The organism is Flavobacterium cerinum (genome assembly GCF_024496085.1).
Lineage (GTDB): Bacteria > Bacteroidota > Bacteroidia > Flavobacteriales > Flavobacteriaceae > Flavobacterium > Flavobacterium cerinum_A.
Window position 1 is genome coordinate 595,141 of record NZ_CP101751.1, and the last position, 16,078, is coordinate 611,218.

Here is a 16,078-nt window from a genome sequence, read left to right on the forward strand (position 1 = left end):
ATGCTGTTTATTCGGTTATTATTATTCCGGTTACAAATGTATTACATTTAAAGTTTCCCCTATATACACCAATGTTTTTTTCGCTACCCGGTATCCCATTTCCTGTAATGCCATTTCATATTCTTCCAACTGACGAATATATTGCGGTTTATGTGCTCCGGTTTTATAATCCAGCAAATAAGCCTCTTCTCCGCGAAGCACAACCCGATCCGGCTTTATCGTTCTGCTGTCTTTTTTAATAATATTCTGTTCGTTGTATATTTTATCTGCTTCCTCAAAAAACACCTGTAATGCTTCGTGATTCACAATTTCGTACAGCATTTTAGCCACATCTTCGTGTTGTGCCCTTACAATCAAACCGCTTTCCTGTGCTTTTATTAAAGCTTGCGGAATGTCGTTTTTCGTTTTCACAAAAGATAAAATTTCGTGTAATACATTTCCGAATTCAATTGCTTTTTCCTGAACCGTTCCCCACATTAATGCTTCCCGCTGCGCTATTTTTATCGCTTTCGGATCCAGTTTTTCATTTACCTCCACGATCAACTGTTGCGTATCAACCTGTAATAGTTTCGTTGATTTTCTTTCCGGATCTCCGAATTCAAAGTACATCTTATTTTCATCATACACTCCTTTAAAATCGAGATATTTTATAAAATAGGATGACATATTATTTTGCAATTCTCCTTTACTGTTTACGTTTCGTCCCGTAATAACATACAATTGTTCTTCCGCCCGGGTCAACGCCACATACAATACGTTGATATTATCCAAAATATCCTGCTGGCTTTTCTCTTCGTAAACCTCAGCTGCTTTGCCACCGTATTCCGACACTTCTTTTTTTGCATCTACCAACGCTTTTGTAACCGCCAACTCTTCTTCCTCTATTTCCAGCCACATTTTATTTCGCGGTGCCGTTGCATAATTTTCCTCCGCAAACGGAAAAATCACCACCGGAAATTCCAAGCCTTTCGATTTATGAATGGTCATAATCCGAACAGCGTCATTTCCTTCGGGTGACGGAATACTAAATTTCGATCCGTTTTTGTTCCAGTAATCCAGAAAATCGGCTATTCCCGATTGTGTCCGCACATCTCTTTCCAAAACCAGATCCAGGAAATACTGCACATATGAAACCGTACTTCTTTCTTTGATAAAAACAGCGATGATAATCTCTACTGTTTCGTATAATGATTTTTTCCTGCAATCATCAAATGAAATTCCGACACCCAATTCCTGTAGCCATTTTTCCAAACCGGCTTCTGTTTCCTGCTGCATGCCCTTTTCGATACAATCATGAACCGGCAATACCGTTTGACGATAGCGCGCCACAAAATACAGAAAAGCCGCTTTTGATTCTTTATCTTTATTATTTTTCAGATAGCGCAAGACATTAAGAATCAACCTTACTTCAGTTGCATTTTCAATAAGCAATGTTTCAGAAGACAAGATTTTAATTCCGCTTTCGGTCAGATAATTTGCCAATGCCACTCCGGACGATCGCTTACGCGTAAGCAATACAATATCCTTATACGCAAAACCTTTTTCAACCACATCTTCTATCGTTTTTAAAGTTGCCTTAAGATACAGTTGTTCTTTATCATTCGGTTCTTCTCCGTCCTCGTCCGTTACTTCATCCACATTGGGAATAAAAGAGATATTTACATAGCCGCCTGTTTTGGAATTGGTTTCCTGATAACTATGATTCCTATAAAGATCCTGATAATCTTCATCCGAAAACTCATCGGCCAACATCGCAAAAAAAGCATTATTAAACGCTATAACTTCCGAGTAGCTTCTGTAATTTTTCTCCAGTCGGATCAGTTTTTTATCCGGATTAGAAAACGGATTATGACATTTACTCAGCGCAATAAATTGTTCTGCTTTTCCGCCTCGCCATCGATAAATCGATTGTTTCGGATCGCCTACAATCATCAATGATCCTTTTACACCTGACAGATCTTCACTTGCCAGTGCATTATCGATCAGCGGAATCAGGTTATGCCATTGCATTTCGGAGGTATCCTGAAACTCATCGATAAAAAAGTGACGGTAACGTTCTCCTAATCGTTCGTAAATAAACGGCGCCGGCTGGTTTTGAATTTCTTTATAAATAATAGCATTGAATTCTGAAATCGACAATATATTCTGTTCTTTCTGAATCCGCTCTAATTCCTGACTAATCGAATTCAACAACGACAATGGCGTTATATTTTTCAGAAAGGCTGTGTAGAAATTCTTTTTTTCATAATTTTTATAAACCGCATCCAGAATAGCGATCAGCTCACCGGCTATCGATTCGATTATAGCTTTATCTTTCGCGGTTTTATTAACCGCTATATCTTCAATTTCTCTAAACTTTTTATGCGAACTTTTTAATTCTCCTTTTTGAATATACCCCAAATGATTCGGAAAGGTCCCTCGTGAAAACGATTTCAGATCAATTCCTTTACTTTCAATCAATGCCATAGCCTGATCGGCTTTCTCCACACTATCTTCATCGAGACGCGTCACCGCATCCGTGAGCTTCTTTTTAACGATTAAAAATTCCTCAATCGATTTATCCTGAAAGTTATGAATCTCATTGCGGTTATTTTCATTAAGCAATAAACGTCCCACATCCAACAACTCTCCGGTTACATCCCAACTTCTGTCGTTATCGGTTTTATCCACAGAAAAGTCAACTAAAATACCGGTAAGCTCACTATCCTCTCCTGCTTTGGCCACTATAGCATCCACCGCTTCCTGTAATAACGAATCGGTTTCCAATGAAACATCAAACGTTACCGGGAGATTTAAATCGTGTGCAAAAGCACGAATCACTTTATGGGTAAACTTATCAATAGTGGAAATATCAAAAGACGCATAATTATGGATGATGTTTTTAATGATCGCTTTTGATTTATCTTTTATGGTTGCCAGGCTCAATCGGGTTTCAGCTGAAATATCCTGCATCAGATCCAAAGCTTTATCATTTGTATCCGGTTTTGAAAATTCAGACAAACCGTTTACAATTCTCGTTTTCATTTCTTCTACTGCTTTATTTGTAAAAGTAATGGCCAGAATTTTTTTATACGCATCATTCGAATCGGCCGTCAACAGAATTTTAAGATACTCTTTTACAAGCGTATAGGTTTTTCCGGATCCGGCTGAGGCATCGTAAATTGAGAAAGCTGTTTTTTCCACAGTTAAGAAATGTTTATATTGGCATTACCAATATCGGAATAGAAAATTACTATTTTTTAATCCAAAGTATAATTTATAATTTTGAATAAAATTAATACTAATCTTTAAATAAAATACTATGGCTTTCGAATTACCAAAACTTCCATATGCTTATGATGCGTTAGAGCCTCATATTGATGCCCGTACGATGGAGATCCATCATTCTAAGCATCACAATGCTTATACTACCAATTTAAACGCTGCAATTGCAGGAACGGATTTAGAAGGAAAAACAATTGAAGAAATCCTTACCGGACTTGATTTATCTAAAGCAGCTGTTCGTAATAACGGTGGCGGTTTCTACAATCATAATTTATTTTGGGAAGTGATGACGCCAAACGGTGGCGGACAACCAACAGGAGAGTTAGCTGAGGCTATCAATGCTTCTTTCGGTTCTTTTGATGAATTTAAAGCGCAGTTCTCTAAAGCCGGTGCTACACAGTTCGGTTCAGGATGGGCTTGGTTATGTGTTCAAAAAGGTGGAAAACTTGATGTTTGTGGTACACCAAATCAAGATAATCCATTAATGCCGGGTATCGGATGTGGCGGAACTCCTATTTTAGGAATGGATGTTTGGGAACATGCTTACTACCTGAACTATCAAAACAGAAGACCTGATTATATTGAGGCATTTTTCAATGTGATTAACTGGGCAGAAGTGGCTAAACGTTTTGCTGCTGCAAAATAATACAGCTTATTCTCACTAAATATACCCGATAGTAGTACTGTCGGGTTTTTTATTGCCTTAAAAATAAAAAGGTGGAATAGAATTCCACCCTTTTTGCCCCAAATCTACCATAAACTTAACCTACTAATGCTATGGTGATACAAATGTATTGTCAATGCTTTTCGCTATCAAAAAAATCAGATTATCGACTAATAAATTCGATAAAAAGCGTGTTTTTAACTACTTTAGTAAGCGCGGGCGTCCTTACCTTCGTAAAAATTCATAAAAGCCCGGTTCACAACACGGTTACCTCCGTTGGTCGGATAGTCACCCGTAAAGTACCAATCTCCTAAATTTTCAGGGCACGCTTTATGCAGATTATCCACTGTCTGGAAAATAATTTTGATTTCGGCATTTACAGAAGAAGAGGTTAACATTTCCGCAATTTTATCGGAAATCTCCTGATCCGTAAACGGTGCATATATTTCTTTTACATAGTTTACAATTTCACTATCCGGAAGATTTTCCTGTTCTTTTGATTTTCGATATACTTCTTCCACCAAATGGTACAGGTTTCGTTCTTTCAAAAGTTCCAATGTAGCCTGAAAAGCAACAAGTCCTTCCAGTTTTGCCATATCAATCCCGTAACAATCCGGGTAACGGATTTGCGGAGCTGAAGAGACAATTACAATTTTCTTCGGATGCAAACGATCCATCATTTTGATGATACTCTTTTTCAGGGTTGTTCCCCTTACGATACTATCGTCAATGATAACCAAATTATCCGTTGGCTTGATCACTCCATAAGTTACATCATATACGTGTGCTACTAAATCATCACGACTACTGTCTTCCGTAATAAACGTACGTAGTTTCGCATCTTTAATCGCTACTTTCTCCGTTCTGAGTTTTACGGATAGTATTTCCTGTAATTTTTCAGATGTAAGTTCTTCTTTATTCGCCAGAATATCCGAAATCTTACGTTGATTCAAAAAGTCCTGAGCCGCTTCTACCATTCCGTAAAAAGACGTTTCCGCTGTATTCGGAATATAAGAGAACACCGTATTATCCGTATCATTTCCGATTGCTTCCAATACCGCCGGCATAATCAGTTTTCCTAATTCTTTTCGCTCCTGATAAATTTGCGCATCACTTCCTCTTGAAAAATAAATTCTTTCGAATGAACACGCCTTTAACGGTAAAGCTTCCCGGATTTGCTCATCCAATACACTTCCGTCCTTTTTAACAATAATGGCATGTCCCGGTGTAATTTCACGGATTGCTTCAAACGGCACATTAAATACGGTTTGAATCACCGGTCTTTCCGATGCCACTACCACGATTTCATCATCCTGATAGTAAAACGCCGGACGAATTCCAGCCGGATCACGGGTTACAAACGCATCACCATGACCTAAAAGTCCGGCCATAGCATAACCTCCGTCCCAGTTTTTGGATGCACGACGTAAAATACGACCAATATCCAAACGCTCAGCAATAACCGGAGAAGCTTCTCTTTTACTTAACCCTTCATTTTTACATTGCTGATACAAATCGGTTACTTCATCATCTAAAAAATGTCCGATCTTTTCCATTACGGTTACCGTATCGGCCATTTCTTTCGGATGTTGTCCCAATCGTACTAAGTCATCAAAAAGTTCCTTTACATTGGTCATGTTGAAATTCCCGGCTACAATCAGATTACGATGCATCCAGTTATTCTGACGTAAAAAAGGGTGTACACTTTCGATACTGTTTTTACCGAAAGTTCCGTAACGTACGTGTCCTAAAAACAATTCACCGATATACGGGATTTCCTGTTTTTGTAAGTCAACGTTATCATTATATTCGGGATGCGCTGTCAACTCTTCATTAATTCGTTGGTTAACCTGTGCAAAAATATCCTGAATCGGTTGTGACTGATTGGATCGGATTCTGCTGATATAGCGTTCACCCGGTTCAACATCCAGTTTGATACTCGCCAAACCGGCACCATCCTGCCCTCTGTTATGTTGTTTCTCCATTAACAGATACATCTTCTGTATTCCGTAAAATGCAGAACCATACTTTTCTTTATAAAATGATAATGGTTTTTTTAATCGTAAAAGGGCAATGCCACACTCATGTTTTATTGCGTCACTCATAGTTGTTGTGTTGTTGTTGTTGTGTTTTGTATTAATAAAAAAAGCCCCGTTTCGAGGCTTCGGATGTATCCGTTATTCTTGTAATGCGATGTCGAACTGTGTCAAGGCTTTAAACTGCTGCAATCGGGACAGCACTTCGTGTTTTTCCAGACGTTCCATACGTTGTGTTCCGAATTCTTCCACACAGAATGAAGCCAGATTCGAACCGTATACAATTGCATTTTTCATATTATCGAATGAAATGTTTTCACTTTGCGCGATAAATCCTGAGAATCCTCCCGCAAATGTATCTCCGGCTCCGGTTGGATCGAAAACTTCTTCCAACGGTAAAGCCGGTGCAAAGAAAACATCTTTATTATGGAACAATAATGCTCCGTGTTCTCCTTTTTTGATCACCACATATTTCGGCCCCATAGTATGGATTTTAGCAGCCGCTTTTACCAATGAATATTCTCCTGACAATTGGCGTGCTTCCTCATCATTAATAGTAATTACATCTACTCTTTTCATCACGTCAAGCAATTCCGGTAAAGCGCAGTCCATCCAGAAATTCATAGTATCCAATACTACTAACTTCGGACGCTCTGTCATCTGATCCAGTACACTGCTTTGTACAATCGGGTGCAGGTTTCCTAACATAACCACATCAGCATCGGTATAATCTGCCGGTACTTTCGGTTGGAAATCCGCCAATACATTCAATTGTGTATCTAATGTATCTCTGGAATTCAAGTCGTTGTGGTAGCGTCCGCTCCAAAAGAACGTTTTTCCGCCTTTTACCACTTCAATTCCTGAAATATCGATATTTTTATTTCTAAGTAAGTCCAGGTACGTTTCCGGAAAATCCTCTCCTACAACAGATACGATTGCTGATTTTATATTAAAAAATGAAGCTGAAAGTCCGATATAGGTAGCGGCTCCACCTAAAATTTTGTCAGTTTTTCCGAATGGTGTTTCAATTGCATCAAACGCAACGGTACCTACAATTAATAGTTTATTCATAAAACGTGTTGAAAATTAGGGTGCAAATATACTTCATAAGTTTCAGAGTTGCAACGATTCAGCATCACAAAGTATTGGTAAAGTTTCTTATCCCATTCCTTCGTTGCGCTGCTCTCTTTCATAAAAGGCATCTATCGAAAGTTTTTCCTGTTGCGAAGCCATTACCGCCAGTTGGTCACATCGCTCATTCTGAGGGTGATTACTATGTCCTTTTATCCATTTAAAATCAACCTGATGCTTTCGGTAAATCTTTAGAAAACGCATCCACAAATCCGGATTTTTCTTTCCGGTAAAGTTTTTCTTTTCCCATCCGAAAACCCATCTTTTCAATACGGAATCCACTACATATTTGGAATCAGAAACAACGAGTACTCTGGTTCCTTGTATTTTTAATTTTTCCAAACCCACAATTACAGCCAGCAATTCCATACGATTATTGGTTGTAAGACGAAATCCTTCATAAAACTCTTTTTTATACGGTTTTCCTACCCATTCCAGGATTACACCATAACCGCCGGGACCCGGATTTCCTTTTGCCGCGCCGTCCGTATATATATGTACTTCGTGAGAATGCATTTATTTACGCAATAAGTTTTCGATTACTTTCGGAAAGTGTTCGTGTTCTAACTCCTGAACTTTTGCCGCTACGGCTTCCGGAGTTGTACAATCGACTACCGAAACTTCAGCCTGAAATACAATACCTCCTTCATCATAATGTTCGTTAACATAATGTATCGTTATTCCGGTTTTCTCCTCTCCGTTTTCAAGTATGGCGCGATGCACATTCATTCCATACATTCCTTTTCCTCCGTATTTCGGTAATAAGGCAGGATGAATGTTGATGATTTTTCCCGGATAATGTTCAATAATTGACTCCGGAAACTTCCATAAAAATCCGGCCAGGACAATTAAATCCGGTTGAATCGCGTTAATTTTTGTCAAAACCGTACCGTCAGAAAGTGAATTTCGATCGAAAAGAACAGTTGAAACGCCTAAATTTTCGGCTTTCTCCAGCACTTTTGCATCCGGTTTATTGGAAAAAACAGCCGAAACAACCACCGAATCACTATTTTTAAAGTGTAAAATTATTTTTTCCGCATTGCTTCCCGAACCCGAGGCAAATATGACAATCTTTCTCATTTATCCTTTGTTTTTCAGACCGCAAAAAAAAGAATAATAAATGATATTAAACAGTTTTTGAGAGCCTTTTAAAATTAATTTTCTATTTTCGTAGCTACATTTATTAACTAAAATGTTGTTTTAAAATAAAGTTTTTTATTTTTGCCAACAAATTAAATTTTAAAATTAAAGATTATGTCAGACATTGCATCAAGAGTAAAAGCGATTATCGTAGACAAATTAGGTGTTGACGAAAACGAAGTTGTAACGGAAGCAAGCTTCACTAACGATTTAGGAGCTGATTCATTAGACACTGTTGAGCTTATTATGGAGTTCGAAAAAGAATTCGATATTCAAATTCCAGATGACCAAGCTGAAAACATTTCTACTGTTGGCCAAGCTATCTCTTACATAGAAGAAGCTAAAAAATAATAACCTCATTAATCCCATGTGTTCCTCGTGAATACATGGGTGTTATTATTTTTCGACAGGTATTTGGTTAAGAAATACACGGATTGGAAACAATCATAAAATATATTATCAAATTGCCCATGTTTCCTTTGGTTTATAAAAGAAAACAACATGGGTATTTTTGTTTAAATTGAAACTATAAAATTGAACGTATGAAATTAAGACGAGTTGTAGTAACAGGATTAGGTGCACTTACTCCTATTGGAAACAATATTCAGGAATACTGGAATGGTCTTATTACTGGTGTAAGCGGAGCCGCTCCGATTACTTATTTTGATGCATCTAACTTCAAAACACAATTTGCCTGCGAATTAAAAGGTTTTAATGTTGAGAATTTCATAGATCGTAAAGAAGCTCGAAAAATGGACCGTTATGCACAATATGCAATGGTATCATCTGAAGAAGCGGTTAACGATGCTAATTTCAATTTTGATAAATTAGACAAAGACAGAGTAGGTGTAATCTGGGGATCCGGAATTGGCGGTTTGGAAACGTTCCAACAGGAAGTTACTGATTTTGCCAAAGGAAACGGAATCCCTAAATTCAATCCTTTCTTTATCCCTAAAATGATTGCTGATATTGCCGGTGGTCATATCTCAATTAAATACGGTTTCAGAGGTCCTAACTTTACAACGGTTTCTGCCTGTGCTTCCTCTACAAATGCCCTTATCGATGCGTTTAATTACATTCGTTTAGGTCATGCTGATGTGATGGTAACAGGAGGTTCTGAAGCTGCTGTAACGATTGCCGGAATGGGTGGTTTTAATGCCATGCATGCCTTATCAACCCGAAATAACGATCCGAAAACGGCTTCCCGTCCGATGGACAAAGACCGTGAAGGTTTTGTTTTAGGTGAAGGTGCCGGTGCCTTGATTTTAGAAGAATATGAGCACGCTGTGGCTCGTGGTGCCCGAATCTATTGCGAAATAGGTGGCGGTGGTATGTCAGCTGATGCGCATCATATTACAGCTCCGCATCCGGAAGGATTTGGTGCTAAAAATGTAATGCTAAACTGTTTACGCGATGCCGGTTTACAACCTACCGATGTAGACGGTGTAAATATGCACGGAACTTCTACTCCGCTTGGGGATATCGCTGAAAGCAAAGCAATAGAGCACGTATTCAGTGAACATGCTTATACACTGAACCTGAACGCTACCAAATCGATGACCGGTCACTTACTAGGTGCTGCCGGAGCCATTGAGGCGATTGCTTCAATCCTTTCTATTGTACACGGAATTGTTCCGCCAACCATCAATCATTTTACTGATGATGAAAATATCGACAGTAAATTAAACTTCACTTTTAACCAGGCTCAGAAAAGAGACATGAAAGTGGTTATGAGTAATACTTTTGGTTTTGGTGGCCACAATGCTTGCGTACTTGTAAAAAAATTGGACCTGTAGTCTTGTAATGAGTATTATCAAAAAAATATTTTCAAATTCCCGCTCTAATGAAGACGGGATTTTTTTTGATGAAGTTTCTAAAATACTAGGTTTCAAACCCTTAAACCTGAATCATTACCGAAAAGCCTTTACGCATCGTTCGATGAACAAGACCGATGATGAAGGTAATCCGATTAATTATGAACGCCTTGAGTTTCTGGGTGATGCCATGTTAGGATCGGTAATTGCAGCTCATTTATTCAACAAGGTTCCTACCGGTGATGAAGGTTATCTGACCAAAATGCGATCAAAAATCGTAAGTCGGGAACACCTTAATGAACTCGGAAAAGATCTGAATCTGATCCGACATGTAGAAAGTAAAGTTTCCACGCAACATTTCGGAGAAAACATTCACGGCAACTTATTTGAAGCCTTGATCGGAGCCATTTATCTTGACCGCGGTTTTACCTTTTGTGAAAAATTTATTCACAAAAAAGTAATCGTACCGTATGTTGACATTGCCAAACTGGAAGGAAAAGTAATCAGTTACAAAAGCTTGCTAATCGAATGGTGTCAGAAAGAAAAGCATACTTTTCAATATGATGTTTTTGAAGATAACGGCAACGAAGGCATAAAATATTTCGGAGTAAAATTGAAAATCGACAATAAAATTGTAGCCAAAGCCCGGGCAACTTCCAAGAAAAAAGCAGAAGAAAAAGCCTCACAACGCGCTTATTTTGCTTACCAGGAAAAGATAAACAAAAAGTAAATCGGTTTCTTTGCTAAATTATCGTTAACAACTTTACTTTCCTGTTTTTTAAATCTTTAATGTAGTATCTTTACCATTGGATTTTTCTCAAAAAATATGGCTATTCACAAACTACTGATTAACGATTTTATTTCTGAAGATTATGAATTGATCGCAATTCATTCGACGCTGGAAGATTATCGGTTAGCCTATTTTATTAACCAGAAGCTCCCCGTAACATTCGAAAAGAGCAGCAAGGATATCGGTATTCAGGTACCGGAAGGCCATAGCCATTTTACCCGGTTTATTTTTGATGACGAAGCCCATGAATTATTCTGGAATCTGATTCCGAATAAAACAACGTTGGTAACCCGACAAACGAAAGCCACATCCCTTTTTGAGGAAACGGAATTTGATATGGCCACAAACATTTTCCTTCTTCCGGAGCTCAAAAAAGTGGATTATATTATAAAAATTGAAAATACAGACGATTTTTTCGACCTGGATCAACTGATTGATGAGTTATTAACGATCAAACAAATTACCATGGCGTATAAAATCGAACAGAATAAACTAAAATCGAAAAATAATTTAATTTTCTAATACCAATGCTGACAAGAAAAAAGACAAAAATCGTAGCGACACTTGGCCCTGCTTGTAGTACAAGAGAAGTGATCAAAGAGATGATTGATGCAGGAGTAAATGTGTTCCGAATTAATTTTTCCCATGCTGATTATACTGATGTTAAAGAACGTATAGACATTATTAGAGGACTAAACGAAGAATTCGGCTATACGACTTCCATCCTTGCCGATTTACAAGGCCCTAAACTTCGTGTAGGCGTTATGAAAGAAGATGTTGTCGTAAGCAAAGGCGATACAATTACTTTTACAACGGCCGAAGATATTCTGGGAACATCCGAAAGGGTATATATGAACTACAAAGAGTTCCCTAAAGATGTTAATCCGGGTGAACGTATTCTTTTGGATGACGGTAAACTTATTTTTGAAGTGCTGGAAACCGATAAAAACACGGAAGTTAAAACCGTTGTAATTCAAGGTGGTCCGTTAAAATCGAAAAAAGGAGTTAACCTACCGAATACCAAAGTTTCATTGCCTGCTTTAACCGAAAAAGACATTCGCGATGCCCTTTTCGCTATTGAATGCAATGCCGACTGGATTGCCTTATCTTTTGTAAGAACGCCAAAAGATTTAGAAGATTTACAGGATTTAATTGCTGCTAATTCGGATCATAAAATTCCGATTATCGCTAAAATTGAAAAACCGGAAGCGGTAGAAAACATCGATAAGATTGTCGCTTTTGCTGACGGACTTATGGTGGCCCGCGGTGATCTTGGTGTGGAAATCCCGGCTCAGGAAGTACCGTTAATTCAGAAAAAACTGGTACACCGTGCTAAAACGGCACGTATTCCGGTTATTATCGCCACTCAAATGATGGAAACGATGATTACCAGCTTAACGCCAACCCGTGCCGAAGTAAACGACGTAGCCAATTCGGTTATGGACGGAGCCGATGCCGTTATGCTTTCCGGAGAAACATCCGTAGGTAATTACCCGGTACAGGTTATTGAAAAAATGACGCAGATTATTGAAAGCGTTGAGAATTCACCGCTTATCAAAGTTCCGCAAAACCCGCCATTGGTAAGAACCAAACGTTATATCACAAAATCTATTTGTTATCACGCTGCATTAATGGCCAATGATATCGATGCTAAAGTTATTTCTACTTTAACAAATAGTGGTTATACTGCCTTCCAGATTTCGGCTTGGCGTCCTCATTCTCATATCCTGGTGTTTACATCCAATAAAAAAATTGTAACGCAATTGAGTTTGCTTTGGGGTGTTCATACGTATTACTACGATAAATTGGTTAGTACGGATGATACGGTAGAAGATATTAACCGAATCTCAAAAGAAAAAGGTTTTGTAGAAGAAGGTGATATGCTGATCAATTTAGCCGCTATGCCGGTTATAGACAAAGGAATGGTCAATACCCTTAGAATTTCTCAAATCGTTTAATAAATGCAAAAAGCTATCCTTAAGGATAGCTTTTTTTATATTGTTTAGCATTACTTTTAAAAATCAAACTTTAACTGTACAACAACCGCCTTTTTCACTTCCGTATTCAGGTTTCCGAGCGATATTCCTAATAATCGTACAGAGTCTTTCATCTTTTCCTGATACAACAACTCTTTTGCCGTTTCGAGAATCAAACTTTTGTCGGCAACAAAATAAGGCAAAGTCTTACTTCTGGTTTGTAGCGTAAAATCGGAATATTTAATTTTTAAAGTAATTGTTTTTCCGGCCAGTTTATACGGCTTCATTCTTCTTTCCAATTCTTTTGCAATATTTTCCAGTTTTTCGACCATAAAGATCTCGGAAGACAAATTGACATTAAAAGTCCTTTCCGCTCCTACCGATTTTAATGTTCGATCCGGCTTAACAGCACTATTATGAATTCCGCGTACGATATTATAATAATGCGTACCGCTTTTCCCAAAGTGCTCTTCCAGATATTCCAGCGATTTTGCTTTTAAATCTTTCCCTGTAAATATTCCGCTTTGGTACATTTTTTCGGCCGTTACTTTTCCTATTCCGTAAAACTTTTTAATATCAAGCTCTTCCAGAAATTGTACTACTTCTTCCGGATTAATCGTTTTTTGTCCGTTTGGTTTATTGTAATCACTAGCAACCTTAGCTAAAAACTTATTGATCGAAATTCCCGCAGAAGCCGTTAGTCCGATTTCATCAAAAATTCGTTTTCGGATTTCCTGTGCGATTAATGTTGCACTTGGATTTCCTTTTTTATTTTCAGTTACATCCAGATAAGCTTCATCCAGCGAAAGGGGTTCCACCAGATCCGTATAATCATAAAAGATCTTACGGATTTTTTTTGAGATTTCTTTATACCGATCAAAACGAGGGCGTACAAAAATCAGTTCCGGACAATTTTTTCGCGCCATATAACCGCTCATTGCACTTCGTACTCCAAATTTTCGCGCTTCATAACTCGCTGCTGAAACCACTCCTCTGATTTCACTTCCGCCTACCGCAACCGGCTTTCCCTTAAGTTCAGGATTATCCATTTGTTCTACAGACGCATAAAAAGCATCCATATCTACGTGGATAATTTTTCTGAAATTCGGGGGCGTTTCCATAAAGTAAATGTAGTACTGTTTTGATCAAAAAAGCAACAAGATCAGGAAGCATTTTCCTCTTCCTTTTTATCCTTTACAGGTAGGAAAAAAGATAACGGACGCTTTTTAAAATGTCCCCAGATGGCTTTATTTAACAAATAAATTTCCGATGCCGGTATGTTTCGGGAACGAAAAGCCAAACCGAGTGATAATGCAAAACTGACGATAAAGTTCATAAAACCGATAATCCCGATTCCTAATATACTCCAGCTAATCATCCAGAGATCTACTTTAAAATCGGTACCATATAAGCCCAATGCAAAATTTCCGCTGGCAAAAGTGATGTGACGGATATCCAGATTTAGTCCTAAAAAGATTCCTATTGAAGCCGTACTTCCCAGGAAAATACCAAACCAACCGTTTGAAACAACTCCCGCCCAATTATGCTCAAACCAATTCGCTATTTTTTTGGTTTTTTCAGCTCCTAAACTCATCTTTAAAAAAGGATGTTCCTGAATACGGTAATATACCTGATTGTGTTTATTTCGATTGGAAATACTACCGGAAATAATCCCGGACAAAAACAGGAATACACCGGCAATCGAAGCGTGAAAAATAGCCGGTGAATAAACCGGATTCAAATCACCTAAAAGCTTTGGCCATTTCGTTTCAGCAATATTATAATCGAATGCCTGATCAATTAACCATATTCCCAGTAAAGAAACCGGAAATGCCATTACTACGTTTCCGACAAATGCAATAAACTGCGAACGGAATAATCGTGCAAATAACCGTGCGAACGAACTGTGTTTATTGGCTGCTTCTCCTTTCTTTTTCATCCCTTTTTCCAGCGCCTGAATAATCGTAGCCGCCGTCATTGCCGGTTGTTTGGTCGCTAGTGTAAATCCGCATAAATAGATCGCTATAAATCCTAACGAATAGTTTAAACTATATAGAAAAGCATGTCCGAATGCGCTGGTTTCAATTTTAGAAAACAATAATTTGATGATACACAATATCCCAACGATAAAACCTCCGCCTAACGCCGCTTTTAACATTCCGAAATATTCTTTCGGGCTTTCGGTGATATAATGTTCCCCTGTTTTTGCCGTATGTTGTGTAATCTCATAAGACAACAACTGTGTGCTTTCATTAATCAGCTGACCGACATTGTTTTTGTAGCAGTTAAACTTGATCAACTCTAAAGCCAATTGTATTGTATTCTGTTTTTTATCTTCCTCTTTGTTAACGACAAGAAAAGGAATCAATATTTTCATACGATGCAATTGCTGACGGATTCGGAGTAAACTCTGATTTACTTTAATCGAGATTCCGTATTTCGAACTATTAGCAAAAGCTTTATCTACGTATTCTTCACACTGCCGGTGTAATATCAACAATTGTTTATACAATAAATCATCGGATGTGATTGCATGTTGCTCACCGGTTCGGATTTTTTCGATAATTTCCTGTAGTTCTTTTTCAAAAGCGGCAAACGGACTATCAAACTGACTGTATTCCGGAACCATCTTGATCACATCGTTTTCCATGGCTCTTCCGCTCATACGCTGCGGAACCAGATTCATTACATTGAGTAATTCTGATAACGGTGTTTTTTCCTTTACCGAAACATAAATATCGCGAAAAGAAAGCAGATCATATAATTGCAACAGTTCTTCCGTCGGTATTTTTTCAATCCAAACAGCATCCGAATTCAGATAGAAAACCTGGTTCAGAATGTATTGTAAAGTATCTTTTTTGGGCTGATACGGCAAAATCTTGGCCAGCAATCTTTTTTTCACTTCAAAAAGAAAGTCAGCATCCTGTAAGATCGCAGCATCAGACAACATCCGGCTAAATTTTCGTTCTTTAAACAATTGTGCCAGATAGTGCAGTAACAATTCTCTTTTATCCGGGTTTTCCCTTAGAAAAAAAAGTAGTTTTTCAATAGAAACCACCTTTTGATTTTGCGGTTTTTTAGGCCGGAAAAGATGGACCAGATCCACCAAAAAGTGTAAGCTATCTTCAGAGACATACTGCTGGTTCTCAAAATGTTTATCAAATAGTGTTTCTATTGTTGTTTTTGATTGTAGCTTATGTCTTAAATTCATGGGCCTGTTTTTGTAAATTATTCAACGGCAAAATTACGATCCGAGAGCCATA

The 16,078-nt window shown here is 38.0% G+C and carries 13 protein-coding genes; 6 read left to right on the forward strand and 7 right to left on the reverse strand.

From position 1 onward, the window contains the following. Positions 1-30: 30 nt before the first annotated feature. Positions 31-3,183: a UvrD-helicase domain-containing protein gene (locus NOX80_RS02645; protein WP_256551790.1), complete on the reverse strand. Its 3,153-nt coding sequence runs from the start codon at positions 3,181-3,183 to the stop codon at positions 31-33. A gap of 118 nt (positions 3,184-3,301) precedes the next feature. Between NOX80_RS02645 and NOX80_RS02650 the strand changes: the two genes are divergently transcribed. After that, on the forward strand, positions 3,302-3,910 hold the full coding sequence (locus NOX80_RS02650; protein WP_256551791.1) for a superoxide dismutase: 609 nt from the start codon (positions 3,302-3,304) through the stop codon (positions 3,908-3,910). Positions 3,911-4,134: 224 nt separating this feature from the next. On the opposite strand, the gene NOX80_RS02655 is transcribed toward NOX80_RS02650, so the two are convergent. The 4 genes from NOX80_RS02655 to purN form a co-directional block, all read right to left on the reverse strand. Beyond that, positions 4,135-6,033, reverse strand: a complete 1,899-nt coding sequence (locus tag NOX80_RS02655; protein WP_256551792.1) for an amidophosphoribosyltransferase — start codon at positions 6,031-6,033, stop codon at positions 4,135-4,137. A 72-nt stretch (positions 6,034-6,105) separates the two neighbouring features. Further along, a complete protein-coding gene (locus NOX80_RS02660; RefSeq protein WP_256551793.1) occupies positions 6,106-7,035 on the reverse strand; it encodes a PfkB family carbohydrate kinase in 930 nt (309 codons plus the stop codon). A gap of 87 nt (positions 7,036-7,122) precedes the next feature. Continuing rightward, entirely contained in the window at positions 7,123-7,611 is a 489-nt protein-coding gene (gene rnhA, locus NOX80_RS02665) for a ribonuclease HI (protein ID WP_256551794.1), read from the reverse strand. Beyond that, on the reverse strand, positions 7,612-8,175 hold the full coding sequence (gene purN, locus NOX80_RS02670) for a phosphoribosylglycinamide formyltransferase (protein ID WP_256551795.1): 564 nt from the start codon (positions 8,173-8,175) through the stop codon (positions 7,612-7,614). Between the two features lie 174 nt (positions 8,176-8,349). Here purN and NOX80_RS02675 point away from each other — a divergent pair, with 174 nt between their 5' ends. The 5 genes from NOX80_RS02675 to pyk all read left to right on the forward strand — a co-directional run bounded on the left by NOX80_RS02675 (position 8,350) and on the right by pyk (position 12,797). Beyond that, entirely contained in the window at positions 8,350-8,586 is a 237-nt protein-coding gene (locus NOX80_RS02675) for an acyl carrier protein (RefSeq protein ID WP_019037482.1), read from the forward strand. A 191-nt stretch (positions 8,587-8,777) separates the two neighbouring features. Continuing rightward, positions 8,778-10,031, forward strand: coding sequence for a beta-ketoacyl-ACP synthase II (fabF, locus tag NOX80_RS02680; protein WP_256551796.1), 1,254 nt, complete (start codon positions 8,778-8,780; stop codon positions 10,029-10,031). Positions 10,032-10,038: 7 nt separating this feature from the next. Beyond that, the gene (rnc, locus tag NOX80_RS02685; RefSeq protein WP_256551797.1) at positions 10,039-10,779 is read left to right on the forward strand and encodes a ribonuclease III; all 741 of its coding nucleotides are present in this window, start codon (positions 10,039-10,041) and stop codon (positions 10,777-10,779) included. 96 nt (positions 10,780-10,875) lie between these two features. Beyond that, entirely contained in the window at positions 10,876-11,361 is a 486-nt protein-coding gene (locus NOX80_RS02690) for an IPExxxVDY family protein (protein ID WP_256551798.1), read from the forward strand. A 5-nt stretch (positions 11,362-11,366) separates the two neighbouring features. Continuing rightward, positions 11,367-12,797, forward strand: coding sequence for a pyruvate kinase (gene pyk / locus NOX80_RS02695; RefSeq protein WP_256551799.1), 1,431 nt, complete (start codon positions 11,367-11,369; stop codon positions 12,795-12,797). Between the two features lie 56 nt (positions 12,798-12,853). Here pyk and dinB read toward each other — a convergent pair whose 3' ends face one another. Together dinB and NOX80_RS02705 are read right to left on the reverse strand one after the other, a co-directional pair. Beyond that, complete coding sequence (gene dinB, locus NOX80_RS02700) at positions 12,854-13,936, reverse strand: DNA polymerase IV (protein ID WP_256551800.1); 1,083 nt, start codon at positions 13,934-13,936, stop codon at positions 12,854-12,856. A 41-nt stretch (positions 13,937-13,977) separates the two neighbouring features. Beyond that, the gene (locus NOX80_RS02705) at positions 13,978-16,026 is read right to left on the reverse strand and encodes a site-specific recombinase (protein ID WP_256551801.1); all 2,049 of its coding nucleotides are present in this window, start codon (positions 16,024-16,026) and stop codon (positions 13,978-13,980) included. Positions 16,027-16,078 lie beyond the last annotated feature (52 nt).